Below are 26134 nucleotides of genomic sequence, written 5' to 3' on the forward strand. Positions count from 1 at the left end.
AGAACGCACGCGTGCTGGCTGAAACGCTGGTGAAGCGCGGTCTGCGGATCGTGTCGGGCCGTACGGAAAGCCACGTGATGCTGGTCGACCTGCGCGCAAAGAACATCACCGGCAAGGCAGCGGAAGCGGCGCTGGGTGCGGCGCACATCACGGTGAACAAGAATGCGATCCCGAACGATCCGGAAAAGCCGTTCGTGACGAGCGGCGTGCGCCTGGGTTCGCCGGCGATGACGACGCGCGGCTTCGGCGTGAAGGAAGCGGAGATCGTCGGCAACCTGATCGCCGATGTGCTGGAGGCGCCGGAAGATGCGGCTACGCTCGAGCGTGTGCGCGGGCAGGTTGCGGAGCTGACGAAGCGTTTTCCCGTCTACGGTTGATGGTCGCGGGGTTCGGCTGCCGCAAGGCGGTCGAACCGCGTCGCTTCACGTTCCAACAAAAAGCCGACTCGCGGCATCGAATCCGCGAGTCGGTTTTTTTCAGCCTGCTTCGAAGACGCTTCAGACAGTCGGATCGACGTTCGCCTCGAGTTCGCGGATGCGGTCGAGATTGCGTGTGTCCTTCAGCACCGGCGGCCCCGCGAACGTGTTGCGCACGCCGAAGCCGTACCAGATCACCATCAGCACGACGACGAAACCGACGAGCACGTACAGCACCTTCTCGTTCGGCGGCTGGATGCCGACATACGCGAGCACACAGGCGCCGACCAGCGCGAGCAGCGCACACGGCTTCGACCAGATCCCCAGTTGAAACGGGCCCTTGTCGGTCCACGTGCGGCCTTCGGCCAGCATCCCGGAGCCGATCGGCATCGCATACGAGATGAACAGGAACACCGCGCTGCCGGCGCTCAGCACCGAGAACGCGTCGCCGTACAGCGTGACGACGATCGCGAGCACCGCACACGTCCAGATGGCGGGGCCGGGCGTCCGGTGCGTCGGGTTCACGCTGCGCAGCAGCTTCGATGCCGGCAGCCCGCCGTCGCGTGCGAACGCATACATCATCCGCGACGTCGACATGATCGCGGCGAGCCCGCACACGTAGTTGATGAAGAACATCGCGAGTTCGAGGACGACGCGCAAGGTCTTCGGAATCGGCGCGAGAATCGCTTCGAAAAAGCCGGTGCCCTGTTTCATGCTGGCGGTCAGGTCGGGCATCACCAGCACGAACGCGCACACCATCACGTAGCCGAACACCGCAGACCAGAACACCGATCCGATGATGCCGCGCGGCACGTTTTTGGCCGCGTCGTGCGTCTCTTCCGACGTGTGCGCGGAAGCGTCGAAGCCGGTGATGGTGTAGGTCACGAGCAACAGGCCGGACAGGAACGCGAGCGGCGTGGCCTGCTTCGGCCATGCGCCGCCATCGACGCCGGTGAAGTTGGTGAACGTCACCAGCCGATGCGCATCGAACGCGACCGGCGAGTAGTAGAGCAGCGATACCACCAGCGCGATCGTCACCACGAAAATGAGGTAGCCCGACAGGTCGGTGATCTTGCTCGCAATCTTGATGCCGCGGGCATTCAGGATCGCCTGCGAGATCGTGATGAACGCGATGAACGCCGTCTGATGCCACCACGTCAGGCTGTCCGGGCTGACGCCGAACATCGGCGCGATCAGCGTCTTGAAGAACGGATCGTAGGTGCCGAAATTGATCGCGGCGATCACGAAGATCAGGCCGATCAGGTTGAGCCACGCGGTCATCCACCCCCATTTCTTCCCGCCGAGGATCGCGCCCCAGTGGTAGAGGCCGCCGGCCGTCGGAAACGCGGACGCAATTTGCGACATCGACACCGCGACGATCAGCGCGAACAGCGAGCCCAACGGCCAGCCGAGGCCGATCGACGCGCCGCCGGTGGCGGAAAACGCGAGCTGGAACGCGGTGATGCCGCCCGACAGGATGCAGATCACCGAAAACGAAACCGCGAAGTTCGAGAAACCGCTCATACGTCTCGACAGTTCCTGCGCATAGCCCATCTTGTGCAGCAGGCTTACGTCACTGTCGGTGCCTGAATCAGGCTGGAATTTTGCATCCATGGTCGCTCCGTCACGAATGTCCTGCGTGGCAGGACCGTCATCGCCGCCCGGGCCGTGCGATACGGCCCGCTCCTGGGATTCGTCGGCGGCTCGCGATGCCGTGGGGTAATCGGCAATCGCTTTCCAGTCCGATGCGTGAACGGTATGAAATCAAATCTCCCGGCTCTATCAGATTTCGGCAACGTAGTGAAATTCCGGATGACCGGGGCGTGACCGATGCGCCGCACGTGCCGACAGGCGATTGCCGCCGGGAAAGTGGCCCCGGACACATGCCGAACCCGGTGGCGGCCTATTCCGCCCGCGGCTTGTCGCGTCGCGGTCCGAAGCGCGCGCGATAGTCGCGCGGCGATACGCCGACCTGCTTCGCGAACGCGCGCTGCAGCGCGTCGATACTGCCGAATCCCGATCGCTCGGCGATCCGTTCGATTGGCCAGTCGGCCCGCTCCAGCAGCGCCTTTGCGCGCTCGATGCGCGCTGCCAGCACGTACTGCGCGGGCGACAGTCCGGTCTCCTTGAGGAAATGGCGCGCAAACGAGCGTTCGCTCATGTGCATCCGTGCGGCCAGCGCGGCGACACCGAGATCGCCGGCCGGATCGTCGGCGATCTCGGCGAGCAGGGCGCGCATGCGCGGCGTCGCGTGGGCCAGCGAGCCGAGCCCGACGCTGAACTGCGCCTGTCCGCCGGGCCGGTGCATGAACAGCACGAGTTCGCGAGCGACCGCGAGCGCGGTCGGCGCACCGCAGTCCGCCTCGACGAGTGCCAGACACAGATCGATGCCGGCCGTCACGCCGGCCGACGTATGGAACGGCGGATCGCTCACGTAGATCGCGTCCGGTTCGATCCGCGCGCCGGGGCAGAGCGCCTGCAGCGCCGCGCACTGGTTCCAGTGCGTGGTCGCGCGCTTGCCGTCCAGCCATCCGCCCGCGGCGAGCACGAACGCCCCCGTGCAGATGCTCGCGATGCGCCGCGTGTCCGCGATCCGCGTGCGCAGCCACGGCAGCACGCCGGCTTCCGACGCGGCGTGCCGCAGCGCCGCTTCATCGCCGCCGGCGACGACGATCGTGTCGATCCGCTCCGGCAGCGCCGCCAGCGCGACGGTACCGGCGAGGCGCAGGCCCGCGTGCGTGACGATGTCATCCCCGTGTTGCGACGCGAGCGTGAGCCGGTACGGCACGGCATGGTCGGGCAGGTAACGGTTCGCGACCGCGAACACTTCCATCGGGCCCGTGATGTCGAGCGACTGGACGCCTTCGAAGCCGACGACGACGATGTCGCGTGCCGGGCAGGTTGACTGGGACATGGCGGAAAGTGCGGTGGAGTTGTCCTTGTGACCGCGAGCATGATCCTTGTAATTTTCAGGACGTGCAATCGACGGATGCGGGTGGACGATGCGGGTATGGAAGACAGGCGGGGCAGTGCTGCTCGCGGGCGCGATGCTGGGCGCGTGTGCAGCGGGGCGGACGGCACCGGCGATGGCGGAGGACACACCGCCGGTCGCACGCGCGCTGACGATCGGCGCACCGAAGGCGGGCCGCACGCGGCCGCTCGTTGCGATCGTCGCGGACAACGCGGGCACGGAGACGACCGATTTCATCGTGCCGTACGCGATGCTGAAGACGTCCGGTGTGGCCGATGTCGTCGCCGTGTCGGCCGACGAAGGCGAGGTCGAACTGATGCCCGCGCTGCGCATGCTGGCCGACACGACATTCGAACGGTTCGATGCCGCCACGCCAGTGGGGGCCGATGTGGTGATCGTGCCTGCTTTGCATCGCGCGGACAGCCCCGCAGTATTGGCGTGGTTGCGCAAGCAGGCCGGTGCCGGCGCGACGATGGTGGCGATCTGCGATGGCGCGGAAGTCCTCGCGAATGCGGGCCTGCTGCGGCATCGCACGGCGACGTCCCACTGGTATTCGCGCGACGGCCTGCGCCGCCGCTTTGCCGATACGACGTGGGTCGACGATCGCCGCTACGTGATGGACGGCAACGTCATGACGACGACCGGCGTGTCGGCGTCGATGCCCGCTTCGCTGGCCTTGGTGAGTGCGCTGGCCGGGCCGGCAGCGGCACGCGAGACTGCGCGGCGCGTTGGTGCGCAGGCATGGAGCGATGTTCACGACGGCAGCCGGTTCGCGTTGACCGCGCGTGCGGTGGCGGTCGCGTTGACGAACCGCGTCGCGTTCTGGCGGCACGAGACGTTCGATCTTCCGGTCGAAAACGGCTTTGACGAGCTTCCGGTTGCGTTGACCGCCGACGCGTGGGCGCGAACCTGGCGCAGCGACGTCGTCGCGACGGCGGACGCGCGCGTGATCGCGTCAACGCACGGGCTGCGGTTGCTGGCGCAGCCGGCGAATGTCCGGCATGCGCGCGTGACGATGCCGGCCGGTCGGCGTGGCGAATCGGTGCTTCCCGGCGTGCTCGGCGACATCGCGGCCCGCTACGGCGATGCGACATCGGGCTGGGTCGCGCTGCAGCTGGAGTATCCGAAGTAGCGGCCGGTTTACTTCACCCACTCTGCGAGCACTGGATCGGGATAGGGCAGGATGTCCCGCGACTCGGTGGGCTCGGCCACCCATTTCGTCCCGTTCCAGTGAAAATCGGCCTGCGTCTCCGTCCCGTGGCCGTTCGAGCGGATGACCAGCGTGCAGGCCGCCTGGATCGGGTAAGTCGGGTTTTTCGCGCCGATGCAGGAGCCGAGAAACACCATGACGTCGCCGAGGCCGAACCGCTCCTTCATCGCGTAGGTCGCGTCGAAGTCCGAGAGTCGATCCGGTACCGGCGTCGCGTCGCACGCTGCGACGCTCGCGGCAAGCAGCAGCGCGGCGGCCCGGCTGGCACGCCGCCAGTTGCATGGGGTGTTGGCCGAACGTGCATCAGCGTCGGCGCGCTTCCACGCGCGGGAATGGGACGGGCAGGGCATTCGGGTTTCGGGTGACGGACACGACGGCCATTGTGCCGGATTTCACCGGGGCCCGGCCTTGCCCAGTCGAAGCGCGAGCGAGCGGCATGTTCGCGTCACGCCGCCGTCCGCGAGGATCACGCGTTGCCCGCCGCGAATAGCGTTTCCCAGCCGAGAAACGCGCCGAGCGGAATGATGTCCCAGTCGATCAGCCCGGCCTTCGCCAGCGGAAACTCGCGTAGCGCTTCGCGGGCGCTTTCGATCGAATCGCACTCCGCAATGATCGCGACGCCGGGACGATCCTGACGGAAATAGATGTCGCGGACGAACCCGTGCTTGAGCAGTTGCCACGCGTGGCGTACTTCATCGAGCAGGTGCGGCTGATAGGTCTCCGGGCTGGCGCCGGGCAGCGGTACATCGAGGCACAGCAGTTTCATGTCGATCCCCTTGCGAACGTCTTGCCGCTTACGCGCTGGCCGCGAACCGCGACGCCAGTTCGGCGACGCGCTGCCCAAGATGCGCGGCGGTGTCGAGGTCGCTGGCGATCGGCGAGTGTTCCGGCGACACGTCGTCGGACTGCGCCATCGCACCGAGCCAGCCGCCGATCCGGTTGCGCTCGTTCGGCGTGGCGCCGGCGAACAGGTCGAGCCCGACCCAGATCATCCCGTGCTGCGCCGCGAACAGCGTCATCGTCATCAGCGAGTTCAGCTTGTCGCCGTGCTGCGCGCCGGAGTTGGTGAAGCCGGCCGCGATCTTGTTGCGCCAGGTTTGCGGAAGCCAGGCGGGGCGCGTCGAGTCTTCCATGAACTTCTTGAGCCGCGAGCTGATCGAGCCGTTGTACGTCGGCGAGCCGAAGATGATCGCGTCGCTCGCGGCGAGCGCCTCCCACGGAATCGCGCCGTCGGCGACCGCGACGAGCCGGACTTCCGCGCCCGGCACGCGACGCACGCCTTCCGCGACGGCTTGTGCCTGTCGCTCGGTGTGACCGTGACCGCTGTCGAAAACGATGGTGACAAGCATGGCAACTCCTTTGCAGTACGTTGAACGATGGCCGCATTGTGGGCGGCGCGAGTCGTAACCGGAAGTTGGGTCCGGGTTGAGTCGCTCTCAACTTCAGGTTGATAATCGGCGGCAGGTGAGGATGTACCGTGCAACGTGTCGACTGAAGGAGGCTGCTTTGGATTTGTCACAACGGACGCGCGCGATCCTGTCGTTCGTGCACGCGGCCGACGGCGGCAGCTTTGCGGCGGCCGGCCGCATGCTGGGCATTACGTCTGCCGCCGTCAGCAAGAACGTCGCCGGCCTCGAGCACGCGCTGGGCGTGCGGCTGATGAACCGCACCACGCGCACGCTGAAGCTCACCGACGAGGGCAGCGTGTTCCTGCGCCAGGCGCGCGTCGCGCTGGAGGCGCTCGACTCGGCGGTCGACAGCATCGTCGCGCAGCGGCTCGGGCCGCAAGGGCGCGTGCGCATTTCGACCAGCGCCGCGTTCGGGCGCGATCACCTGCAACCTGTGTTGCCCGGATTGCTGGCGCGGTACCCCGGCCTGTCGGTGGAAGCCGATTTCGACGACCGGATCGTCGATGTCGTACGCGACGGCTACGACATCGTCATACGTGGTGGCAACATTCGCGATTCGGCGCTGGTGTCGCGGCCGATCTTTCGCATGCATGCGGTGCTGGTGGCGTCACCCGCGTATCTGGCCAGCCACGGGATTCCGAGAACGCCGGACGATCTCGGCGCGCACCGGCTGATCGCGCGCCGCTTTCTTGACGGTGAAATCGCGACGTGGGGATTCAGGCGGCGCGACGGGAGTCTGGTCGAGTTCGATCCGGGCGAATCGGCACTGCTGACGTTCTCGGCGCCGGAAGCCGGGGTGCAGGCGGCCGTCGACGGGTTGGGCATCGCGCGGGTCGGCGTGCATCTCGCTTGGACGCATCTGCAAGCCGGCAGGCTGAAGGTGTTGCTGCGCCGCCATTTCGCGCCGGGCACCTACGAGATGGCGCTGCAGTATCCGCATCGCGCATTGAAGGCGTCGCGTGTGCAGGCGACGGTCGACTATCTGCTCGACGCGTTTGCCTCGAACGAGAGCCTGCATGTGCCGTTGAAGGCGCTGGACGCGTATGGCGCGTGATGACGTGCGGAAGGCAAGGTGCGAAGCCGGTGCGGCTTCAATCGACACCGTCGCCCGGCCGCGCATCGAAGCATCGGCTTCGTGCGCGAACGCGGGTAGGGCGGGGGCAGTAGGGCGTGGCGGTGTTCCCGTTCAGGCCGAAGCCGAAGCCGAAGCCGTGCGCCGCGCGGACCAACGATTCCACAGCATGCCGGCGCGGTTGCCGCTGCCGCAGTAAGCGAGTACCGGCTTCTGCAGCGTATCGACCAGCGCGCCGAATGCGTCGACTTCTGCCTCGCCGATGCGGTCGCGCTCGACCGGCAGATAGCGTGCTTCGAGGCCCAGTTCGCGGGCCGCCGCGGCGATCTCGTCGAACGCGGGCTGGTCGACACCTTCGCCGTCGGGCCGGTTGCAGATCACCGAACGGAAGCCGGCATTGCGGATCGCCTTCAGGTCGGCCGGCGTGATCTGTCGCGACGCGGAGAAGCCGTTCGCGGCCGTCGCGCGACACTGTTCGATCGCTTGCCGGAAACAGGCGATCGCGAAATCGACATCCTCCTCCGTCGTGAAGCGGCCGAAGCTCACGCGCACGGTGCGGCCTGCCGTCTCCACATCGAGGCCGATCGCGGTCAGCACGTGGGACGGCGCGCCGCTGGTCGAGTTGCACGCGGACGTCGACGACACGGCGAGCGCTTCGCCGAGCATGAACGGGAAGAAGCCGGGCGCATTCACCGTCAGGCTCAACGTGTGCGGGATACGGCGCGCGGCGGCCGCGTTCTGCGTGACGTCGCCGAGTGCGACCAGCGCGTCCGTCAGGCGGGCGCCGAGCGCCGCGATCCGTGCGGTTTCGCCGTCGAGCTTTTCGGCGGCCAGTTCGCATGCAACGCCCATGCCGACGATCTGATGCGTCGCGAGCGTGCCCGAGCGCAAGCCGCGCTCGTGCCCGCCGCCGTGAATCTGAGGGGCGATCTGGTCTGCGATGTCGCGGCGGACGAACAGCGCGCCGATGCCCTTGGGGCCGTACAGCTTGTGCGCGGACATCGACAGCATGTCGATGCCGAGCGCGCGCACGTCGATCGGCGTCTTGCCGAGCGCCTGCGCGGCGTCGACGTGGAGCAGCGCGCCCGCGGCATGCACGATTCGGGAGATTGCGCCAATATCGGTCAGCGTGCCGAGCTCGTTATTGACGAGCATCAGCGATACGAGGCCCGTATCGGGGCCGATGGCGGCCGCGACCGCGTCGGCGGTGATCTCGCCGTCGCGGGTGGGCGTCAGGTACGTGACCGACGCGCCGTGCTTCGACAGGTTCGCCATCGTGTCGAGAATGGCCTTGTGCTCGATGCGGCTCGTGATCAGGTGGCGCTTGCCGGTCGCGTTTTCCGCATAGCCCTTCAGCGCGAGGTTGTTCGATTCGGTGGCGCCCGACGTCCAGACGATCTCGTCGGCATCCGCGCCGATCAGCGCGGCGACTTGCGCGCGCGCCTGCTCGACCTTGTCTTTTGCCAGCCGACCGGCGGCGTGCGAACTCGATGCGGGATTGCCGAAGATGCCGTCGAAGCCGAGGCAGGCCGTCATCGCTTCGATCACGCGCGGATCGGCGGGCGTCGTGGCCGCGTAGTCGAGGTAGTGCAGCGTGGTGGTGTCGCTCATGTCCTTCTCATACTCTTTTCTTTCGGAATGGAAGAAATGATACGGGGGACAGGCGGGAAAAAGGATCCAAAATTGGCTGGCGATTCAGCTTGATATGGAATAACGTTTTCTTTGGATGTGGAATAAGGGAATTCATTTCTCCGCAGGTTAGCCGGACCGGGAGCGGGTGTCGATCACGTCGTCGCATCGGGGCCGGGTTGGGTCGATAACCGATGTGCATCCCGTACCCATGCCAGCAGCGCGTGCTCGTGCTTCGACGGGATCGTGACCGTGAGCGTCGTGAGGCGCGTGTCGTTGCTCGGCAGTTCCAGATAGCGTCGCCAGGCTTTTCGTACAAGTTGCGACATCGCGGAGCACGTCATGCCGAGTTCGGCGGCCAGCGCCCGTTGTGATCTACCTTTCACGAAAATCTCGTGCAAGGCCCACTGGTTCAGCGGCTTGATCCTCGTATCCTGCATCCGCAACAGCCGGAATTGTTCGGCGGTCATGCGTCGGGTCGTCGGCATTCAGACCCGCCCCGAATGTTGAAGTGACGAGATCAATTCCGCGCCGCACGAAGTCTTGTGACCATCGAACGCGGCGGGGCGGCCTTCGATGTCGAAGGCCGGATCGCCTTCGGCGATCTCGCAGGCACCGTGAATCGGACACGAACACGCATCGCCGCGACGGGCGACCGCGCGCCCCATCACCGTGCTGTTCCTGGCACCGGATTCGACCCGGCCGCCGTGGGTATGCCTGTCTTCTACCCGGATAATTCCCCGCATGGGATTCCATCCTCCAAATGGTCTGACGCGGCGACCACGTTCGGGCGAAGCAATCTGCCGCGCCGGTTGGCATCACCACGAATACCCAGCCTGTCGGACGATGTTGTATAGCTCGCGTGCGCGGGGCCCTGCGCGGGCGCTCGCAATGTCTATCAGGGATTCCCCCGTCACGCGCGAGCGAGCGCCATGTCTACCTTGCGCGCACCGGCTCCACGCCCTCCCGCCGCCCCTTTCTGCCCGCTCCGCCCGATTATTTGCGTTTCGCGAATGGCGCGTTCGCCGGTTGTTCCATACCCGATTGGCGGCCTTGCACCTATCGTGGTGACGTCGGCTGACTGAATTCCGCGCCACGAACCGGAACGGCGGCCGACACTTCCTCGCGATTCGCGTCGCACACAAAAACCATCGGACCTGGCTCATGCGCAGGCGCTCCGGCGCGCGCAGGCGAACCTGTGTCCACGGAGACGGACATGAAAGCAAACGAGTGGGATACCTCATACGAGTGGAAGGCGGTCACGCTGCTGGCGCTCGGCTTCGGGCTGGTCGGCCTCGATCGCTGGCTGATCGCGCCGCTGTTCCCTTCGATCATGAAGGACCTCAACCTGAACGCGCAGGACGTCGGCAACTGCATCGGCGTGCTCGGCTTGTCGTGGGGCATCTTCGCGGCGCTGATGGGTGGCATCTCCGACAAGATCGGCCGCAGGAAGGTGCTGATTCCGGCCATCGTCGCGTTCTCGCTGCTGTCGGGCTTCTCGGGGCTCGCGGGCGGGCTGCTCGGGCTGATGGCGATTCGCGGCCTGATGGGTGTGGCCGAAGGCTCGTTCTGCCCGACCAGCTTTGCCGCGACGGCCGGCGCGTCGCATCCGCGGCGGCGCGGGCTGAACCTCGGCCTGCAGCAAAGCGGCTTCGCGCTGTTCGGGCTCGCGCTGTCGCCGATCATCGCGACGCAGCTGCTCGGCTTCGTGTCGTGGCGCTGGGTCTTTGCGCTCGTGGCCGTTCCCGGGCTGATCCTCGGCGCGATCATGTTCTTCGTCATCCGTGAGCCGAAGGTCACGAAGGCCGTTGCGTCGGAGCATGCGCCGGCGTCGCTTGGCCATGTGCTCAAGAGCCGCAACATCCTCGTGGCGATGGCCGCCCTGTGCTGCGCGATGACGGGCGTCTTCGTGCTCGGCGCGCTGCTGCCGCTGTACCTGACCGATTACCTGTCGCTCGGCACGCAGAAGATGGGTCTCGTCGTGTCGGCGATCGGCTTCGGCGGTTTTCTCGGGCAGTTCGGCTTGCCGGGCCTGTCCGACCTGGTCGGCCGCCGCCTCGCGAGCATCGTCGGCTTCGCGGGAACGGCCGCGATGCTCTACATTTTCCGCGGCCTCGGCCCGCAGCCGCTCGCGCTGTTCGGGGTCCTGTTCGTCGCGTCGTTCTTCACGCTCGGGCTGGTGTCGCTGCTGTCCGGCCCGGTGGCGACCGAGGCCGCGCCCATCGGGCTCGTGTCGACGTCGATCGGCGTGGTGGTCGGGGTCGGCGAGATATTCGGCGGCGGCATCGCGCCGGCGCTGGGCGGCTACGTCGCCGCACACTTTGGCATCCAGAACATTCTGTGGCTGCCGATGTGCGCGGTCGTGCTGGGCATCGTGGTCAGCCTGCTGCTGAAGGAAACCGCGCCGGCCGTGCTGCAGCGTCGCATGGCCGTGCAACCGGAACTGGCGGCCGGCGAGCAATCGCGGTAAGGCCCGCGCGGGCAGCGCGGCGCATGCGGGGGCCGGTGTCCTCGGCAATTGACATCGATTGGGGGACACAGTGACGCCTCCCGCATGACACAGCCCGATACCCGCACAGGTAGACTGCCGGTTTCGCTGTCGAAAAAGGGCGCGGTATGGACCGGTTTCTGAGCATCGAGGCATTCGTCAGGGTGGCGGAGGCGAGCAGCTTCGCCGAGGCGGCGCGGCAGCTCGGCGTGACCAGCTCGGTCGTGACGAACCGCATCCAGCAGCTCGAGAAGTTCGTCAACGCGCCGCTGTTCCATCGCAGCACGCGCCACGTGCGTCTGTCGGAAGTGGGCGAGGCGTTCTATCGCGAGTGTGCGGAGGTGGTCGGGCGAGTCAACGAGTTGACGGACCAGATGCGCGAGCTTCGCGCGACGCCGACCGGGCGGTTGCGCATCCAGGTGCTGCCCGGTTTCGCCCTCGATCACTTCGGTGCGCCGCTGATGGAATTCAACCGGCGCTACCCGGGCATCCAGCTTGACGTCATCGTCAACGACCGCGTCGTGGATCCTGTCGAAGAAGGGTTCGACATCGCGTTCCAGATCTTCCCGCCGATCTCAGAGTCGCTGATCGAACGGCGGCTGTTCACCGTCAGGCGCCTCTTTTGCGCGTCGCCCGCCTACCTCGACGCGCATGGTGCGCCACAACATCCGCGCGACCTGCTGCAGCACACCACGGCGCTCTATTCCGGCTATCCGTCGCGCAACCGCTGGACGATGACGCGCGGCGACGAGGTCGTCGAAATGGAGTTGCCGGGCATGATCCGCTCGAACTCCGTGCACCTGCTGCGCGAGTACGCGCTGTCGGGCGGCGGCGTCGTGTGCCTGCCGACGCTCGTGGCGAGCGACGCGCTTGTCGCCGGCCGACTGGTGCCCATCCTGACCGACTTCCAGCTCGCGCCGCTGAGCTTTGCCGCGGTTTATCCCGCGACGCAGCGACAGGCGTTGAAGGTGAAGGCGCTCGTCGAATTCCTCGCGGAAACCATCGGCGACGAATCCCCGTGGGATCGTCCGCTTTTGGAGCGTGGTTGGGTGCGTTGAGCCGCGCGGATTATTCGCGAAACGCAAATGCCGTAGTCGCCGTCCCGTGCCTTGTTGCGGGGGGGCCTTGCCCCTAGAGTTGAATCCAACAAGCGGTTCAACTCAGGAGACAGAAATGACCGACACGGCATTCCACACCGTATTTGGCTCGCTCGACCATTACCGGAAGGGCGAGATCGAAATCACCAGCGGCAGCGCCCGCCACTACGCCTTCTCGAATGTCTTCGAGGTGGCATCGAAGTCGGCCCCTTATGAAAAGGTCGTCGCCGGCAAGAACCTCGAATACGTGATCGAAGTGCTGCGAACCGACGGCCAGTCGCCGTGGTTCGCCTGCGCGCACGACGAGTTCGTGATCCAGATGGATGGCGAAGTCCGGATCGAATTCATCAAGCTCGATACGCCGCCGACATCGGGGCGCGGCACCATGAGCGCCGGCACCCAGCCGGCCGGCCGCAAGATGGGTTACGTCGTATTGCGCCAAGGCCACCAGGCGCTGCTGCCGGCCGGCTGTGCGTACCGCTTCACCGCGAGCCAGCCGGGCGTCGCACTCGTGCAGACCGTCCTGGGCGAGCTGTCCGTGGAGAAGTGGGCCGATATCTGCCTGCACTGATTCGACCGACCTCATTCGACTATTCCAGGAGACACGTTATGGCCACCCTCGACACGCTCGACCTTTCCGCGGGCTTTGCCGCCGATCTGGTGCAAGCCACCGAAGCCGATGCCGTCACCGGCTACCGCCGCTTCCGGCTCGGTGAATTCGAATTTCAGCGCGACGAATATTTCGTGAAGATCTGCTGGCCCGCGAAAGGCCAGACGCGCACGCATGCGATGCCGGCGGACGCATTCCTGCGCGCAATGATGCGCGACGTGGCATGGGGCTTCTTCTACGGCTGGGTGAACTTCGACCACGTGTTCGGCACGCGCAATCACTACGGCAAGGTGGACATGTATGCGGGCACCTTCAACGGCATCCTGAAGGACGCCGGGGTCGACTATACCGAGACCTTCGACACGCCCACGATCATGGCGACCTTCAAGGCGATGCTGCACGACTGGACCAACGAAGGCTTCGACCCGTTCGCGGCGCCGGAGGAAACGGGCACGGCGTTCGGGCGCAAGCACGGCGAAAACGGTTCGGCGATCGAGCGCACGCGTATCGCGACGCGCCGCATGCCGGGCCTCGAAGGCGATTCGCCGCTGCGTGACGACCTGCCGGTCAACCGCGCGTTCGTCGACGTCGCGCAGGACGAACCGGAAGTGCATGTCGAGCCCGGCTTCGAAGGCGAGCTGCACGCGTTCAACCTGTTCAAGTACCTGTCGCGCTCGGACGTGACGTGGAATCCGTCGGTCACGTCGGTGTGCGGGCGCAGCCTGTTCTGCCCGACCACCGAGGAATTCATCCTGCCGGTGTTCCACGGCAACGACCGCGTCGAATGGTTCCTGCAACTGTCCGACGAAATCGTGTGGGACATCGGCGACAAGAACACCGGCGCGCCGCGCGCACGCGTGACGATGCGCGCCGGCGACATCTGCGCGATGCCTGCCGACATCCGGCATCAGGGCTATTCCACGAAGCGGTCGATGCTGCTGGTCTGGGAAAACGCGACGCCCGACCTGCCGCAACGCTACGAGAGCGGCGAGCTCGCGCCGTATCCGATCGCGTTCTGAGCGGCGCGTCAGTTTCCGCTTCCGCATCCGCTTCAAGCCTGACACCGAGGACGATTCATGCAAACCCAACTCTTCATCGACGGGCGCTTCGTTGACGCCGTCGACCGCGGCACGATCGACGTGCTGAACCCGCACGACGGCTCCGTCATCACGAAGATCGCGGCCGCCACCGCGGCCGACGTTGATCTGGCCGTCGAAGCCGCGACGCGCGCGTTCCCCAAATGGTCGGCCCTGCCGGCCGCCGAACGCGGCCGGTTGCTGCTGCGCCTGGCCGACGCGATCGAGGTCAACGCCGACGAGCTGGCGCAGCTCGAATCGCTGGACACCGGCCACCCCATCCGCGATTCGCGCTCGCTCGACGTGCCGCGCACGGCCGCCTGCTTCCGCTACTTCGGCGGCATGGCCGACAAGCTGCAAGGCTCGGTGATTCCGGTCGAAACCGGCTTCCTGAACTACGTGCAGCGCGCGCCGATCGGCGTCGTCGGCCAGATCGTGCCGTGGAATTTTCCGCTGATGTTCACGAGCTGGAAGATGGGCCCGGCGCTCGCCGCCGGCAACACGGTGGTGCTCAAGCCGTCGGAAATCACGCCGCTGTCGACGCTGCGCATCGTCGAGCTGATGGCCGAGGTCGGGTTCCCCGCGGGTGTCGTCAATATCGTCCCCGGCTACGGGCAGTCGGCTGGCCAGCGGCTCGCCGAGCATCCGGGCGTCGGCAAGATCGCGTTCACGGGATCGACGGCCACCGGCCGACGGATCGTCGAAGCGTCGCAGGGCAACCTGAAGCGCGTGCAACTCGAACTGGGCGGCAAGGGCGCCAACATCGTGTTCGACGATGCCGACCTCGACGCGGCCATCAACGGCGCCGCGTGGGCGATCTTCCACAACCAGGGGCAGGCGTGCATCGCCGGCTCGCGTCTGGTGCTGCACGAGCGCATCGCGGATGCGTTCCTCGAGCGCTTCGTGGCACTCGCGTCGTCGATCCGCATCGGCAACCCGCTCGATGCGAACACCGAGATGGGGCCGCTGACGTCGAAGCAGCACCTCGATCGCGTGCTGTCGTTCGTCGACGTCGCGCGCGAACAGGGCGGCCGCGTGCTCACGGGCGGCAGCGCACCGCAGGATCCGGCGCTCGCCAACGGCTACTACGTGCGCCCGACGGTCATCGAGGCAAGGAGCGCGGCCGACCGCGTCGCGCAGGAAGAAGTGTTCGGCCCGTTCGTCACGGTGCTGCGCTTCGGCAGCGACGATGAAGCGCTGGCCATTGCCAACGCAACCGAATACGGGCTGGGCAGCGGCCTCTGGACCAAGGATCTCTCGCGGGCACACAAGATGGCATCGCAGATCAACGCGGGCATGTGCTGGATCAACTGCTACAAGCGCGTCAATCCGGGCAGCCCGTTCGGCGGCGTCGGCCAGTCGGGCTACGGCCGCGAGATGGGCTTCGAGGCGATGCACGACTACACGGAAGCGCGGTCGGTGTGGGTCAACGTCGACGGCAACGTGCCGCCGCACTTCAAGCGCTGAGGTTCGCCATGGATCGCTTCGTCTATCAGGGCACCCCTTCCCGCGTGGTGTTCGAATGGGGCGCGCTCGACAGGCTGCCGGACGAGCTGTCGACGCTCGGCGCCCGCCGCGCGCTGATCCTGTCCACGCCCGAGCAGCGGCCGCTCGCCGAGCGCGTGGAGGCGATCCTGGGTGAGCGGGCCGCCGGCATCTGTGCGCAGGCGGTCATGCACGTGCCGATCGAGGTCGCGCACGCGGCGCGCGAGATGGCCGGCGAGCTGGAGGCGGACTGCTGCGTCGCGATCGGCGGCGGGTCGACGATCGGGCTCGGCAAGGCCATTGCGCTCGAATCGGTGCTGCCGATCCTGGCCGTGCCGACGACGTATGCCGGCTCGGAGATGACGCCGATCTTCGGGCTCACGGAAGGTCGGCTGAAGCGCACCGGGCGCGACGCGCGCGTGCTGCCGCGTACCGTGCTCTACGACCCGTCGCTGACGCTGTCGCTGCCGCCGGACATTTCGGCGGCATCGGGCATCAATGCGATGGCGCATGCCGTCGAGGCGCTCTATGCGGAAGACGCGAACCCGGTGATCAGCCTGATGGCCGAAGAATCGATCCGCGCGCTCGGCGAAGCGCTGCCCGTGGTAGTGCGCGATCCGGGGAACCGCGAGGCGCGTAGCCGCGCGCTGTACGGCGCATGGCTCGCGGGAACTTGCCTGGGTGCGGTCGGCATGGCGCTGCACCACAAGCTGTGCCACACGCTCGGCGGCACCTTCAACCTGCCGCATGCACAGACGCACGCGGCGATGCTGCCGCACACCGCGCACTACAACCACGCTGCCGCGCCCGATGCGCTGCGCCGCGTGGCGCGCGCATTGGGCGGGAACGACGCAGCCGAAGCCGGCCCGCTGCTGTTCGCGCTGAACGCGCAGCTCGGCATCGCGCCGGCGCTCGCCGACCTCGGGATGCCGGAGGCGGGCCTCGACGAAGCGGCCGACCTCGCGTGCCGCAATCCGTACGCGAATCCGCGGCCGATCGAACGCCCGGCGATTCGCGCGCTGCTTCAGCACGCATGGGAAGGGCGTGCGCCGCAATGAACGGCCCGACGCGTCAACGGAGACAGAGATGAGCCATGACCACCATGACGACGCCAGGCTGACCGGGCAGGTCGTCGCCAGCTTCGACGGCACGCCGAGCCCGCGCCTGCGCGCGCTGATGCAGAGCCTCGTGCGGCATCTTCACGCGTTCGTCCGCGAAACGGAGCTGACGGAGGCGGAGTGGATGGCCGCGATCCGCTTCCTGACCGAGACCGGGAAGAGGTGCGACGACGCGGTGCGACAGGAGTTCATCCTGCTGTCGGATACGCTCGGCGTCTCGATGCTGGTCGATGCGATCAACCATCGCTTCGCGACCGGCGCAACGGAAACGACCGTGTTCGGTCCGTTCTATATCGAGGGGATGCCCGATCGCGCGTATGGCGAGAACATGGCGTGTACGCCCGGCGTGCCGGCAGTCGTGCACGGCCGGGTGCTGACCACCGACGGCAAGCCGGTGGCGAACGCCGTGCTCGACGTGTGGCAGACGGCGGAAAACGGCATGTATTCCGGCCAGGATACGGCGCAACCGCACGGCAACCTGCGCGGCCGCTACCGCACCGACGCCGAAGGCCGTTACGCGATCACGACGATTCTGCCGATCAGCTATCCCATTCCGACCGACGGCCCGGTCGGGAAGATGCTCGAAGCCACCGGGCGTCATCCGTGGCGGCCCGCGCATCTGCACTTCATGATCGACGCGCCGGGCTGCCGTACGCTCGTGACGCATCTGTTCGACGAGGACGATCCCTATCTGAAGTCGGACGCCGTGTTCGGCGTGAAGCCGTCGCTGATGGTGGCGTATCGCCGGTGCGACGCGGACGACGCGCTCGCCCGTCAGTTCGGCCTGACCGGCCCGTATCGCGAGGTGACGTACGACTTCGTTCTCGACTGGAGCTGACTGTCATGGCGCGATTCTTTGCGGTGTTTGCAACGGACCAGCCGGGCATGCGCGACGTGCGCGATCGCGTGCGGCCGCGTCACCGGACCTACCTGCGCTCGGCCGACCAGCACGGCGTGGTGGTGCGGCTCGGCGGCCCGACGCTGGACCCGCACGGCGACGCGATGAACGGCACGCTGCTCGTTGTTGAGGCGGACGACATTCAGGCGGTGATGCAGTTCATCGGCAACGATCCGTATGTGAAGGAAGGGCTGTTCTCGCGTGTGGAGGTGCGGCCGTGGGACTGGAGCCTCGGTAACCCCGAGCAGCGAGTGTGAGACATGGACGCACGACAACTCTGCCGGTTTTCCGATGTGCCCGACGGCGGCGCGCGGGTCGTCGATGAAGCCTGCATCGGACGTCCGGTGATCGTGGTGCGACGCGGCGAGCAGGTATGGGCGTACGTGAATCGTTGCCCGCACTTCTCGGTGCCGCTCGATTTCGTACCGGGCAGCGTGTCCTGTTACCGGTCGCAGGTATTGATGTGCGCCCATCACAGCGCGCTGTTCCGGTTCGACGATGGCGTGTGTATCGACGGGCCGTGTTCGGGATCGGCGCTGGAGGCCGTGGTTGTCGAGGTGGATTCCGCTGCGTGGATCATCTATCGGGGCGCTTGATTCGAGTGCTTCGATGCGTATGGGCGGGGCCGGTCGATAAGACGGTAATCGTATTGATAAATCAGTAAGACTAATCATATTTCAGGTACTGGCCAGACGACGCCGGACACCGGAATGAAGGCGATTTCCTGTGGAGCATCGAGCGAGCACCTGCCACGTAGCGGGTGGCGGTCTCGCATTTTCATAAAAAAGACGGAGACGCAATGAAACTCAGGTTTGGAGCAGTGGCGATTCTCGCCGTGGCGCAGGGCGCATGGGCGCAGAGCAGCGTGACGATGTTCGGTCTGATCGACGCCGGCATCTCTTATGTCAGCAACGAGGGCGGCGGAAAAAACGCCAAGTTCGACGACGGCATCTACGCGCCCAATCTGTTCGGCTTTCGCGGCACGGAGGATCTCGGTGGCGGATATCGCGCGACCTTCGCGCTCGTGAACCAGTTCTCGATGGCGAACGGCAGCATCATCGGGACGGGGATTTTCGGGCGCAACGCGTACGTGGGCCTCGAAAGCGATCGGTTCGGCAGCATCACGCTGGGCAATCAGTACGATTTCATGGTCGATTCCCTGTTTTCAAGGAACAACGCGATTTCACGGGATATCTCGGGGCTGTACGGCTTCCGGAATGGCCCGTTCCAGCGCCTCGCGCTTCCTGGTAATCCGACCGGTGCGTTCGATTGGGATCGCACGGCGGGTAGCAAGCCGATCGCGAACTCCGTCAAGTACAGTTCGCCGACGGTGTCGGGTTTTTCCGGCGGCGCGATGTACGCGTTCGGCGGGGTGGCCGGATCAGTCGGGGCGGACAATGCGGTCAGCGCAGGGCTGAACTACGACATGGGGCCGTTCGGGGTGGGCGCGGCCTACACGAACGAGAAATACGGTCCCGCACCCGGCGTGCCGTCCACCAGCGTGCGCAACTGGGGCGTCGGGATGCATTACGACTTCGGTGTCGTGACCGCGGATGCGCTGATGACCACCGTGCACAATTCCTTCAACGACGCCGGGGTGTGGATGGCCGAAGCGGGCGGGCTGTGGCACGTCAGGCCGGATGTCGTGCTGGGCGCGAAGTACATGTACATGAAGGGCAATGAAGCGGTGAACAACAACCACGCTCATCAGGTCAGCGTGGCACTTCAGTACCTGTTCTCGAAGCGGACGATGGTGTATGTGTCGGCCGACTACCAGCGCGCGAACAACGGCGCGAATGCGCAGGTCAACGGCGTGCTGGATCCGAACGGGGCGTCGAGCTCCGCGAGTCAGACCGTGGCGCGGATCGGGTTACATACGGTGTTCTGACGGAGCGGGTGGAACGGGCATCCCGTTCCGCCCCGCCTTGTGCCTTTGCGCTACCTGGCAGGCGCGGCGGCCGTCTTCGCGTTGTCCTGCTCTGCCGCCAGCGCCGCGTCGGCCGCTTGCGCGCGCTGGATCGCCGGACGCGCGAGGATACGGTCGATGTACGCGCGCACCGTCGGCGTCTCGGGCATCAGCTTGAACAGCGTGATCCAGTTCAGCGCCGCGCCCCACAGTACGTCGACGGCCGTCAAGCGCTCGCCCAGCAGATAGGGCCCCTTGGCCAGTTGCGTCTCGATCGCGTTGACGACGGCATCGAAGTCGCCATAGGGCGACGTGGCGTACGGTGCGGGCGGGCGGTTCATCGAGCGATCGACGATGGCCGGCTCGAAACACGAACCGTAGAACACCATCCAGCGCAGATAGGGCCCCCGCAGCGCATCGCCTGCCGCCGGCGAGAGACCGGCTTCCGGATACAGCTCGGCCGCATACAGGTAGACGGCGGCCTGTTCGGTGACGATCACGTCGCCGTGGCGCAGCGCGGGCACCTTGCCCATCGGGTTGGTGCGCAGGTAGTCGGGGTCGTGATGCTTGCCGCTCGACAGGTCGAATGTGTGCAGTTCGTAATCGGCGTTCAGTTCTTCGAGCAGCATGCGGGCGCCGGCCGAGCGGCTGCGCGGCGCGTGGTAGAGGATCAGGTGACGGTCTGGTTGCATGGCGAGCATCCGGAATGCGGTCGGGGAAAGGGAACCCAATGTAGGACGTCCGTGCGCCGCCGTCTTGGAAAAATCCGCTGTGGCGGTGCATCATCGTGACATCGCCGCTACCGTCTACCGTCCACATCATGTCCGACTTGCGCAATGTGACCACTACCCCGAAGGGCGTGGTTGGCCCACGGGCTGCCCGGCAGCGCTTCCGCCTGAATCGCTACTACCCGTGTGCGGAACTGGCCGGCGTGCTGGATCACCACTGGATCGTCGAATGGGATTTGCGCGACCAGCCGCCCCATGTGCAGCGCACGCTGCCGTATCCGTGCGTGAACCTGGTGTTCGACCGGCGGCGCACGGGCATCTTCGGTGTGGTGTCCGGTGCGTTCGAAACCACGCTGGCCGATGCGGGGCGCGTGATCGGCGTGCGCTTCCGGCCCGGCGCCTTTCGTGCGTTTTTCGGCAAGCCCGTGCATTGGATGACCGACAAGGTGCTGCCGGTGTCGACGCTGTTGGGTGGTAGCGATGCGGAAGCCGAGGAGGCGGTGCTCGGTGCGCCGGACGATGCCGGAATGGTGTCGGCCGCGGAGGCGCTGCTGCTGCGGGTGCTGCCGCCGCCCGATCCGCAGGTCGAACGCATCCACGACATTCTGCAGATGCTGCAGCAGGATAGCGGTCTCACGCAGGTGCGTGACCTAGCCGAACGTGCCGGCCTGAGCGAGCGCACGCTGCAGCAGCTTTTTTCCGGCCATGTGGGCGTGACGCCGAAGTGGGTGATCTGTCGGTATCGGCTGCATGAGGCCGCGGACAAGCTCGCCAGCGGCGATGCGGTGGATCTGGCGGAGTTGGCGCATGCGCTCGGCTACTTCGACCAGGCGCATTTCACGCGCGACTTCCGCAAGCTGGTGGGCAAGGCGCCGGCCGAATACCGGCGGGACGACTCGCAGCAGTGAGGTCGCCCGGGCATCCGTGGGGGAGCCTCGGCCCTCATGTAAGATGCGCACAGCTTTACCCGGTCTTGAGAGGGGCCGGTTCTCGCGCAACAACGGCAATCAGCCGCACAACAACAAGGAAGCCACGAGATATGCCGGGGATTCCCGCTGAAGACTTTTCTGTCTGGCACACGATCCTGACCGTGGCCCGACATGCACCGTCGCCGCACAACGTTCAGCCGTGGCGCGTGCAATTGATCTCGGACGATTACGCCGAGCTGTTCATCGACGGCACGCGCACGCTGCCGAAGGAAGACACGACCGGTGCGTTCCTGTTGTCCGCGATGGGCATGTTCATCGACGCGATCGATCTGCTCGCGGCGCCGCACGGCTTGCGCGTCGAATGGCAACTGCATCGCCCGGTGCAGGCATTCGCGGCCATGCTGTCGCAGCCGACGCCGCCGGGGCTGATACCGTTCGCCGCGTTGCGGCTCGTTGCCCACGCGAACGCGGACGCGTCGCGCGACGATCCGTCCGCGCTGATGCTGGCGCGCCGCACGTCGCGCGTTTCGATGGATCCGACACCGGTACCGGACGCGGCCGTCGCGCAGCTGGCGGCGCTCGCCGACGAATGGGGGCATCGATATACGCACCTGTCGGGTGCGGAACTGATCGAGCCGATCATCGCGACGAACATCGACGCCGTGTTCCATGACATGAACGTCGCGGACTACCACGACGAAATCACCGGCTGGTTTCGCTTCACCGACCGTTCGACGGCCCGGCACCGCGACGGCCTCGACTGGCGCTGCATGAACCTGTCGCGGGCGGAGTTCTGGATGTCAGCGCGTCTGTCGAAGATCCTGACGTTCAAGCCGACGCGCTTCTATTTCAAGCGCCGCTATCGGTCGCAACTGGGCCACGTACCGGCGATCGGCGTGTTGAGCGGCGATTTCTTCAATCCGGAGAACGCGATCGAATCGGGCCGTTTCCTGCTGCGCTTCTGGCTCGCGCTGACGAGCCTCGGCCTGTACCTGCATCCGTACGGCAACCTGGTCACGAACCCCGAGGCCGCCGCGTGGTTCAGCGCGCATACCGGAGTCGACCGGGCCTGGCTCGTGTTCAAGGTCGGCTACTCGCGTACGCCGCCGCAGAGCCAACGCAGGGCGCTTGCCGACATCCTCGTCGATGCGCCGGTTCCGTTCCACTCGCCGAGATCCGCATGAACACGCTCATTCGCCTCTTTCTCGAAGCCGTCCTCTGGACGCTCTGGTTCCTTCGTCGCGTGATCAGCGTCGACGGACGTCTCTATGTATTCCTCAACGCGCCGATCTTTCAGCCCTATCTGGCTTATGTCGGCCGCATGCGCGCCCGCGTCGCGTTCCTCAAGGCGAGCACGTCGTGCCCCGCGTACATCGCGTTCCTGAAGGCCGAAGGCTACAAGGCCGGCGGCACATGGCGGCTGTCGGACCTGCCCGCCATGACCAAGGAGAACTACATCAAGCGCTATTCGATCGAGCAGCGCTGCTATGGCGGCGCGATACCGAAGTCGGGCGTCGTCATCGACGAATCGTCGGGATCGACCGGCCAGCCGAACAACTGGGTGCGCAGCGCGGCCGAACGCAGCGACGTCAAGCGCATCCTGCAGCTGAACTATCAGCTGGTGTTTCGCGACTCCGGCAAGATGCTGCTGAACTGCTTTGCGCTCGGGCCGTGGGCGACCGGCATGAACGTATCGATGTCGCTCGTCGACGTCGGCATCATGAAGTCGATCGGCCCGGACAAGGCCAAGCTGATCAACACGCTGAAGCTGTTCGGGCCGAAGTACCAGTACCTGATCTTCGGCTACCCGCCGTTTATCCGCTCGGTGGTCGACGAATGCGACCTCGACCTGACGCCGTATCACATCGATTTCATCGTCGGCGGGGAAGGGTTGTCGGAAGCGTTGCGCGACCATCTCCTGCGCAAGGCGAGCACGGTGATCTCGTCGTATGGCGCGTCGGACCTCGAGATCAACATCGGTGTCGAGACGCCGACGACGATCGGCTTGCGGCGTGCGCTGCTGAGTCGCCCCGAGTTGTGCCGCGAACTGTTCGGGCGCGATACGCCGCCGATGATCTTCCAGTACAACGCGCTCGATTACGTGATCGAGACGAATGACGACGGTGAACTGCTGGTGACCATCGGGCGGCAGTCCGGCGCCGCGCCGAAGATCCGGTACAACATTCGCGATTCGGGTGGGACGTATCAATTCCGCGAGCTGAACAAGCGTCTGTCGGCGCATGGCATGCGCCTGACGGACTTTGCGTCACGCACCAGCCATTTCCCGTTTCTGTTCGTGTACGGGCGTAACGATTCGAGCGTGCCGTTTTATGGCTCGAAAGTGTTCCCGTCGGATATCGAGCAGGTTCTGTCCGCGTCGCCGGTGCTGCATGACGCGATCAGCACGTTCCAGCTCGCGACGACCGAGGACGCGCAATTGACGAGCTTCCTGCATGTCCATCTCGAACGGGCTTCGGGGAATGGGGCGATGCAGCTCGACGATGCAGCGCTGCACGGCGAGGTGTTCGAAGGGATGAAGCGCGTGAATCAGGATTTTCGCGAGGTGTCGCGGCTGTTCGATTCGGAGCAGGTGATCGTGCATGTGCATGAGCACGATACGGGGCCGTTTCAGGGGCGGGATATTCGGATCAAGAACAAGTACATCGCGTGAGGGTGGGGCGATGCGCTCGGACACGCGTTGCCTGATGGGGGGCGCGAGGGTCGGATCGGCGGCGCCGTCCGGCCAAGGTACTGCTTTCCCGGCACTTCTTGCCCGATATCTGTTTTTCGGTATAATGAACCATCGTTCGAGATGTCGAACGTGAGAAGTCAAGCATCCAGAGTCGGATTCTCCGACGCCAACCTGCCCTCCCGGGCAAGGTGGACGCCTCTGAGGCGATGCGGCCGATTTACGGCAACGAAACGGGAGCAGCATGGCTGGCACCGGTTCGATAACCAATCATCCGGAGCAACCATGAGCCAAATTTCCTCCGCTTCCCGCCCGGCAGTCTGTGAAGACTGGTCGCAGTTCCTTCCTGGTTTTACGTTGACGCATACGGTTCATCTCGTGTCGAGACGGAATCCGGGCATTGTCTCGACTGCGGCGGCTGTGCTCGAAGGTGAAACTGCTACGGTTGATCGTTGGGCCATTACCCGCTGTGGTGATGTTCTTGAGCAGAAAATCGTTCTCGGGGAAATGACGGAAGGGCAGGCGGTGCGGCTGCGTGAACGGCTTGCTGGGCTCGATGGTGTACTGCGCACGAGGGTGGAGCATCATTTCGTGCGGGGTGGGTCAGCTGCGTCCGAGAATGCGTCGGGGAGCGGTTGTTAGGCGATGGCAGTGCGACCTGTCGCCCCTGAGCTTGAACGTTTCTCACTGCCAGCCAAGCTAACGAGCGTTCACATACGACTTCCTCGACATGTTTCGGAGACGTAGTCTTCAAAACTAAAGTGCCAGTGTCATCTGGTAGCCAGAGCTCTTGAGCGACGCGTTCGACCGCCCGGAGATTTCCTCGCCGCGCTGAGCACCCGTCGATGCATAGAGCCCGACGGAGTGTATCCGTGCGTGAATCTGGTGTTCGATCGGCGGCGAACCGGTCGATCTCGCGGAGCTGGCTTATGCGCTCGGGTATGTCGATCAGGCGCATTTCACGCGCGATTTCCGCAAGCTGGTGGGGAAGGCACCAGCGGAATACAGGCGGGAGGATCGGCAGGAGTGAGGTTGCGGTTTCGCGACGGGCAACTGAATGTCACCGCCCCCGCCCGTCGCGCCGCTGCTCGCTTGTCGTGGATTGTTGTAGTCTGGGCAATACGATAGTGTGGCGCGCCGGCCTGTCGCCCAACTGACAATGAACCTATGATGTGTCGCGCAGGCGATCGGTGAACTCGAACGGTTGGTACGTTACCGATCGTTTGATCCTGCCGATCTCATAGTCGACCGATCCGCCAGAAAACCAGGAGTTGTCGTGTCTCACCGGAGATCCTTGTTGGGCCGTCTGAATGGCGCGTGCGTCGTCGCCGTGGCGATCATGCTGGCCCCAGTCGCGACGCGTGCAGCGGCCGACGATGTCAACGAAACGGCGAGCGTCGCGCCTGCCGTTTCGGCCAACACGCCGCTCACGCGGCCGATTGTCGGCGACGATCCGGTTGCGATTCGGGAAGCACTGGAGAAGCTGCACGTCAACAGCGCGTCCCCGTCCCTGAGCGATCGCGTCCGCAGCCTGATCCCCGGCGTGGTCGACAAGCATGGCCAGAACGCCGACCTGGCTGCGGTCAACCTGGATCGTGAGGTAACTTTCCTGGTGCCGGTGTCGTACGGGCTGCGATATCAGTCGCAGAAGCATCTGTTGAAGGTGAACGTCGACCTGGTCGACGCCGACGGCGAAGGCCGGACAGGCATCCTGCTCAGAAAGGTCATTACCGGGCCGCGAGGGCGAGGGCTCGTGATCGCACCCGAGGCGAAGGCGAAAGGCTATATCCAGCAGATCGACATCATCGAACTCGATCCCGGAAAAGGCAGGAAGTCCACTGTGCGCGGCCGCGTGAGGCTGTCACCCGCTGCGTACGCGCAAACGCATGGCGGGTTCGTGTTCGCTCTTTCCGGGCGTCTGGTCCGGCCGTACCTGACCGAACACATCGCGCACGCCGAGCCGAGCAACGACGAGCCGACCGACATCACGACGAGGACTTCGAGGTTGTACCTGGATATCGAATCCATTTCGCTCGTGAGTCCGGCGAGTGGTGCGGTGTTGTTGAAGAAGCGGAGTCTCTCGAAATAGCGGGTTTCTTGCGCGAGTCTTTGGCCGGTAAAGGGGCTCCGCAACGGAACATTCGAGCGTGCGGGGTTGAGCGAGCGCACGCTGCAGCGGCGTTTTTCCAGCGATGTGGGCGTGATGCCGAAGCGGGTGATCTGTCGATACCGATTGCATGAGGCCACCGTCCGGTTCGCCGGCGGCGAGCCGGTCGATCTCGCGGAACTGGCTCATGCCCTCTCGGGTATCTCGATCGGGCTCGCTGGACGCGCGATATCCGCGAGCTGGCGGGGAAGACTCGGGCAGAGTATCGGCGGGAGCATGGTCTCGAGTGACGCCGC

The 26134-nt window shown here is 65.6% G+C and carries 26 protein-coding genes, 2 pseudogenes and 1 riboswitch; of the genes and pseudogenes, 19 read left to right on the forward strand and 9 right to left on the reverse strand.

The window, feature by feature from the left end; all coding sequences use genetic code 11:
- Nucleotides 1–377 (forward strand): annotated as a pseudogene (gene glyA / locus QZM67_RS13385) (serine hydroxymethyltransferase); the annotation flags it as partial.
- Between the two features lie 120 nt (nucleotides 378–497).
- Here the strand turns inward: glyA and QZM67_RS13390 are convergent.
- Both QZM67_RS13390 and QZM67_RS13395 read right to left on the reverse strand, forming a co-directional pair.
- A complete protein-coding gene (locus QZM67_RS13390; RefSeq protein ID WP_175022411.1) occupies nucleotides 498–2030 on the reverse strand; it encodes an amino acid permease in 1533 nt (510 codons plus the stop codon).
- A gap of 289 nt (nucleotides 2031–2319) precedes the next feature.
- On the reverse strand, nucleotides 2320–3330 hold the full coding sequence (locus QZM67_RS13395) for a GlxA family transcriptional regulator (protein WP_301803819.1): 1011 nt from the start codon (nucleotides 3328–3330) through the stop codon (nucleotides 2320–2322).
- Between the two features lie 88 nt (nucleotides 3331–3418).
- Here QZM67_RS13395 and QZM67_RS13400 point away from each other — a divergent pair, with 88 nt between their 5' ends.
- Nucleotides 3419–4519 carry a DJ-1/PfpI family protein gene (locus QZM67_RS13400; RefSeq protein ID WP_301803821.1) on the forward strand — a complete coding sequence of 367 codons (1101 nt, stop codon included), beginning with the start codon at nucleotides 3419–3421 and terminating at the stop codon, nucleotides 4517–4519.
- An 8-nt stretch (nucleotides 4520–4527) separates the two neighbouring features.
- Here QZM67_RS13400 and QZM67_RS13405 read toward each other — a convergent pair whose 3' ends face one another.
- From QZM67_RS13405 to QZM67_RS13415, 3 genes are all read right to left on the reverse strand, one after another.
- Complete coding sequence (locus QZM67_RS13405) at nucleotides 4528–4947, reverse strand: hypothetical protein (RefSeq protein ID WP_175022408.1); 420 nt, start codon at nucleotides 4945–4947, stop codon at nucleotides 4528–4530.
- Between the two features lie 116 nt (nucleotides 4948–5063).
- Nucleotides 5064–5363 (reverse strand): superoxide dismutase, encoded by a 300-nt coding sequence (locus tag QZM67_RS13410; protein ID WP_301803823.1) that lies wholly within the window; start codon nucleotides 5361–5363, stop codon nucleotides 5064–5066.
- 28 nt (nucleotides 5364–5391) lie between these two features.
- Nucleotides 5392–5946, reverse strand: coding sequence for a flavodoxin family protein (locus QZM67_RS13415; protein ID WP_301803825.1), 555 nt, complete (start codon nucleotides 5944–5946; stop codon nucleotides 5392–5394).
- A 157-nt stretch (nucleotides 5947–6103) separates the two neighbouring features.
- Here QZM67_RS13415 and QZM67_RS13420 point away from each other — a divergent pair, with 157 nt between their 5' ends.
- Complete coding sequence (locus tag QZM67_RS13420; RefSeq protein ID WP_301803829.1) at nucleotides 6104–7060, forward strand: LysR family transcriptional regulator; 957 nt, start codon at nucleotides 6104–6106, stop codon at nucleotides 7058–7060.
- Nucleotides 7061–7192: 132 nt separating this feature from the next.
- On the opposite strand, the gene QZM67_RS13425 is transcribed toward QZM67_RS13420, so the two are convergent.
- From QZM67_RS13425 to QZM67_RS13435, 3 genes are all read right to left on the reverse strand, one after another.
- Complete coding sequence (locus tag QZM67_RS13425; RefSeq protein WP_301803831.1) at nucleotides 7193–8689, reverse strand: aminotransferase class V-fold PLP-dependent enzyme; 1497 nt, start codon at nucleotides 8687–8689, stop codon at nucleotides 7193–7195.
- 173 nt (nucleotides 8690–8862) lie between these two features.
- Nucleotides 8863–9177, reverse strand: coding sequence for a TrfB-related DNA-binding protein (locus QZM67_RS13430; RefSeq protein WP_301803834.1), 315 nt, complete (start codon nucleotides 9175–9177; stop codon nucleotides 8863–8865).
- Nucleotides 9178–9195: 18 nt separating this feature from the next.
- Nucleotides 9196–9453 carry a PAAR domain-containing protein gene (locus tag QZM67_RS13435; protein WP_301803836.1) on the reverse strand — a complete coding sequence of 86 codons (258 nt, stop codon included), beginning with the start codon at nucleotides 9451–9453 and terminating at the stop codon, nucleotides 9196–9198.
- Between the two features lie 470 nt (nucleotides 9454–9923).
- Between QZM67_RS13435 and QZM67_RS13440 the strand changes: the two genes are divergently transcribed.
- The 10 genes from QZM67_RS13440 (at nucleotide 9924) to QZM67_RS13485 (ending at nucleotide 19367) form a co-directional block, all read left to right on the forward strand.
- A complete protein-coding gene (locus QZM67_RS13440; protein ID WP_301803838.1) occupies nucleotides 9924–11177 on the forward strand; it encodes an MFS transporter in 1254 nt (417 codons plus the stop codon).
- A gap of 146 nt (nucleotides 11178–11323) precedes the next feature.
- On the forward strand, nucleotides 11324–12253 hold the full coding sequence (locus QZM67_RS13445; protein ID WP_043178622.1) for a LysR family transcriptional regulator: 930 nt from the start codon (nucleotides 11324–11326) through the stop codon (nucleotides 12251–12253).
- 115 nt (nucleotides 12254–12368) lie between these two features.
- Entirely contained in the window at nucleotides 12369–12863 is a 495-nt protein-coding gene (locus tag QZM67_RS13450) for a hydroxyquinol 1,2-dioxygenase (RefSeq protein WP_301803842.1), read from the forward strand.
- A gap of 38 nt (nucleotides 12864–12901) precedes the next feature.
- On the forward strand, nucleotides 12902–13921 hold the full coding sequence (locus QZM67_RS13455; RefSeq protein ID WP_043178619.1) for a hydroxyquinol 1,2-dioxygenase: 1020 nt from the start codon (nucleotides 12902–12904) through the stop codon (nucleotides 13919–13921).
- A 57-nt stretch (nucleotides 13922–13978) separates the two neighbouring features.
- Nucleotides 13979–15445, forward strand: a complete 1467-nt coding sequence (locus QZM67_RS13460) for an aldehyde dehydrogenase family protein (RefSeq protein WP_301803844.1) — start codon at nucleotides 13979–13981, stop codon at nucleotides 15443–15445.
- Between the two features lie 8 nt (nucleotides 15446–15453).
- Nucleotides 15454–16521: a maleylacetate reductase gene (locus QZM67_RS13465; RefSeq protein ID WP_301803846.1), complete on the forward strand. Its 1068-nt coding sequence runs from the start codon at nucleotides 15454–15456 to the stop codon at nucleotides 16519–16521.
- A 28-nt stretch (nucleotides 16522–16549) separates the two neighbouring features.
- Nucleotides 16550–17419, forward strand: a complete 870-nt coding sequence (locus QZM67_RS13470; RefSeq protein WP_301803849.1) for an intradiol ring-cleavage dioxygenase — start codon at nucleotides 16550–16552, stop codon at nucleotides 17417–17419.
- A 5-nt stretch (nucleotides 17420–17424) separates the two neighbouring features.
- Entirely contained in the window at nucleotides 17425–17736 is a 312-nt protein-coding gene (locus QZM67_RS13475; protein WP_043178613.1) for a YciI family protein, read from the forward strand.
- Between the two features lie 3 nt (nucleotides 17737–17739).
- Complete coding sequence (locus QZM67_RS13480) at nucleotides 17740–18075, forward strand: Rieske 2Fe-2S domain-containing protein (protein ID WP_301803851.1); 336 nt, start codon at nucleotides 17740–17742, stop codon at nucleotides 18073–18075.
- Between the two features lie 203 nt (nucleotides 18076–18278).
- Nucleotides 18279–19367, forward strand: coding sequence for a porin (locus tag QZM67_RS13485; protein ID WP_301803853.1), 1089 nt, complete (start codon nucleotides 18279–18281; stop codon nucleotides 19365–19367).
- Nucleotides 19368–19417: 50 nt separating this feature from the next.
- On the opposite strand, the gene QZM67_RS13490 is transcribed toward QZM67_RS13485, so the two are convergent.
- Nucleotides 19418–20077: a glutathione S-transferase family protein gene (locus tag QZM67_RS13490; protein ID WP_301803855.1), complete on the reverse strand. Its 660-nt coding sequence runs from the start codon at nucleotides 20075–20077 to the stop codon at nucleotides 19418–19420.
- A gap of 128 nt (nucleotides 20078–20205) precedes the next feature.
- Between QZM67_RS13490 and QZM67_RS13495 the strand changes: the two genes are divergently transcribed.
- The 6 genes and pseudogenes from QZM67_RS13495 to QZM67_RS13520 all read left to right on the forward strand — a co-directional run bounded on the left by QZM67_RS13495 (nucleotide 20206) and on the right by QZM67_RS13520 (nucleotide 25820).
- Entirely contained in the window at nucleotides 20206–21021 is an 816-nt protein-coding gene (locus QZM67_RS13495) for a DUF6597 domain-containing transcriptional factor (protein WP_301803858.1), read from the forward strand.
- A complete protein-coding gene (locus QZM67_RS13500) occupies nucleotides 21018–22226 on the forward strand; it encodes a nitroreductase family protein (protein WP_301803861.1) in 1209 nt (402 codons plus the stop codon). Before QZM67_RS13495 ends, QZM67_RS13500 begins: the two co-directional genes overlap by 4 nt.
- A complete protein-coding gene (locus tag QZM67_RS13505; protein ID WP_301803863.1) occupies nucleotides 22223–23713 on the forward strand; it encodes a phenylacetate--CoA ligase family protein in 1491 nt (496 codons plus the stop codon). The genes QZM67_RS13500 and QZM67_RS13505 overlap by 4 nt, the downstream gene beginning before the upstream one ends.
- Nucleotides 23714–23870: 157 nt before the next feature.
- A riboswitch (SAM-I-IV-variant riboswitch) is annotated at nucleotides 23871–23974 on the forward strand.
- A 42-nt stretch (nucleotides 23975–24016) separates the two neighbouring features.
- Complete coding sequence (locus tag QZM67_RS13510) at nucleotides 24017–24373, forward strand: hypothetical protein (protein ID WP_301803866.1); 357 nt, start codon at nucleotides 24017–24019, stop codon at nucleotides 24371–24373.
- Nucleotides 24374–24626: 253 nt separating this feature from the next.
- Nucleotides 24627–24761, forward strand: a pseudogene (locus QZM67_RS13515) (helix-turn-helix domain-containing protein); the annotation flags it as partial.
- A 246-nt stretch (nucleotides 24762–25007) separates the two neighbouring features.
- Complete coding sequence (locus QZM67_RS13520; RefSeq protein WP_301803868.1) at nucleotides 25008–25820, forward strand: hypothetical protein; 813 nt, start codon at nucleotides 25008–25010, stop codon at nucleotides 25818–25820.
- Nucleotides 25821–26134: the final 314 nt, after the last annotated feature.

The organism is Burkholderia sp. AU45251, from assembly GCF_030482905.1.
In the GTDB taxonomy this organism is placed as follows: domain Bacteria; phylum Pseudomonadota; class Gammaproteobacteria; order Burkholderiales; family Burkholderiaceae; genus Burkholderia; species Burkholderia aenigmatica.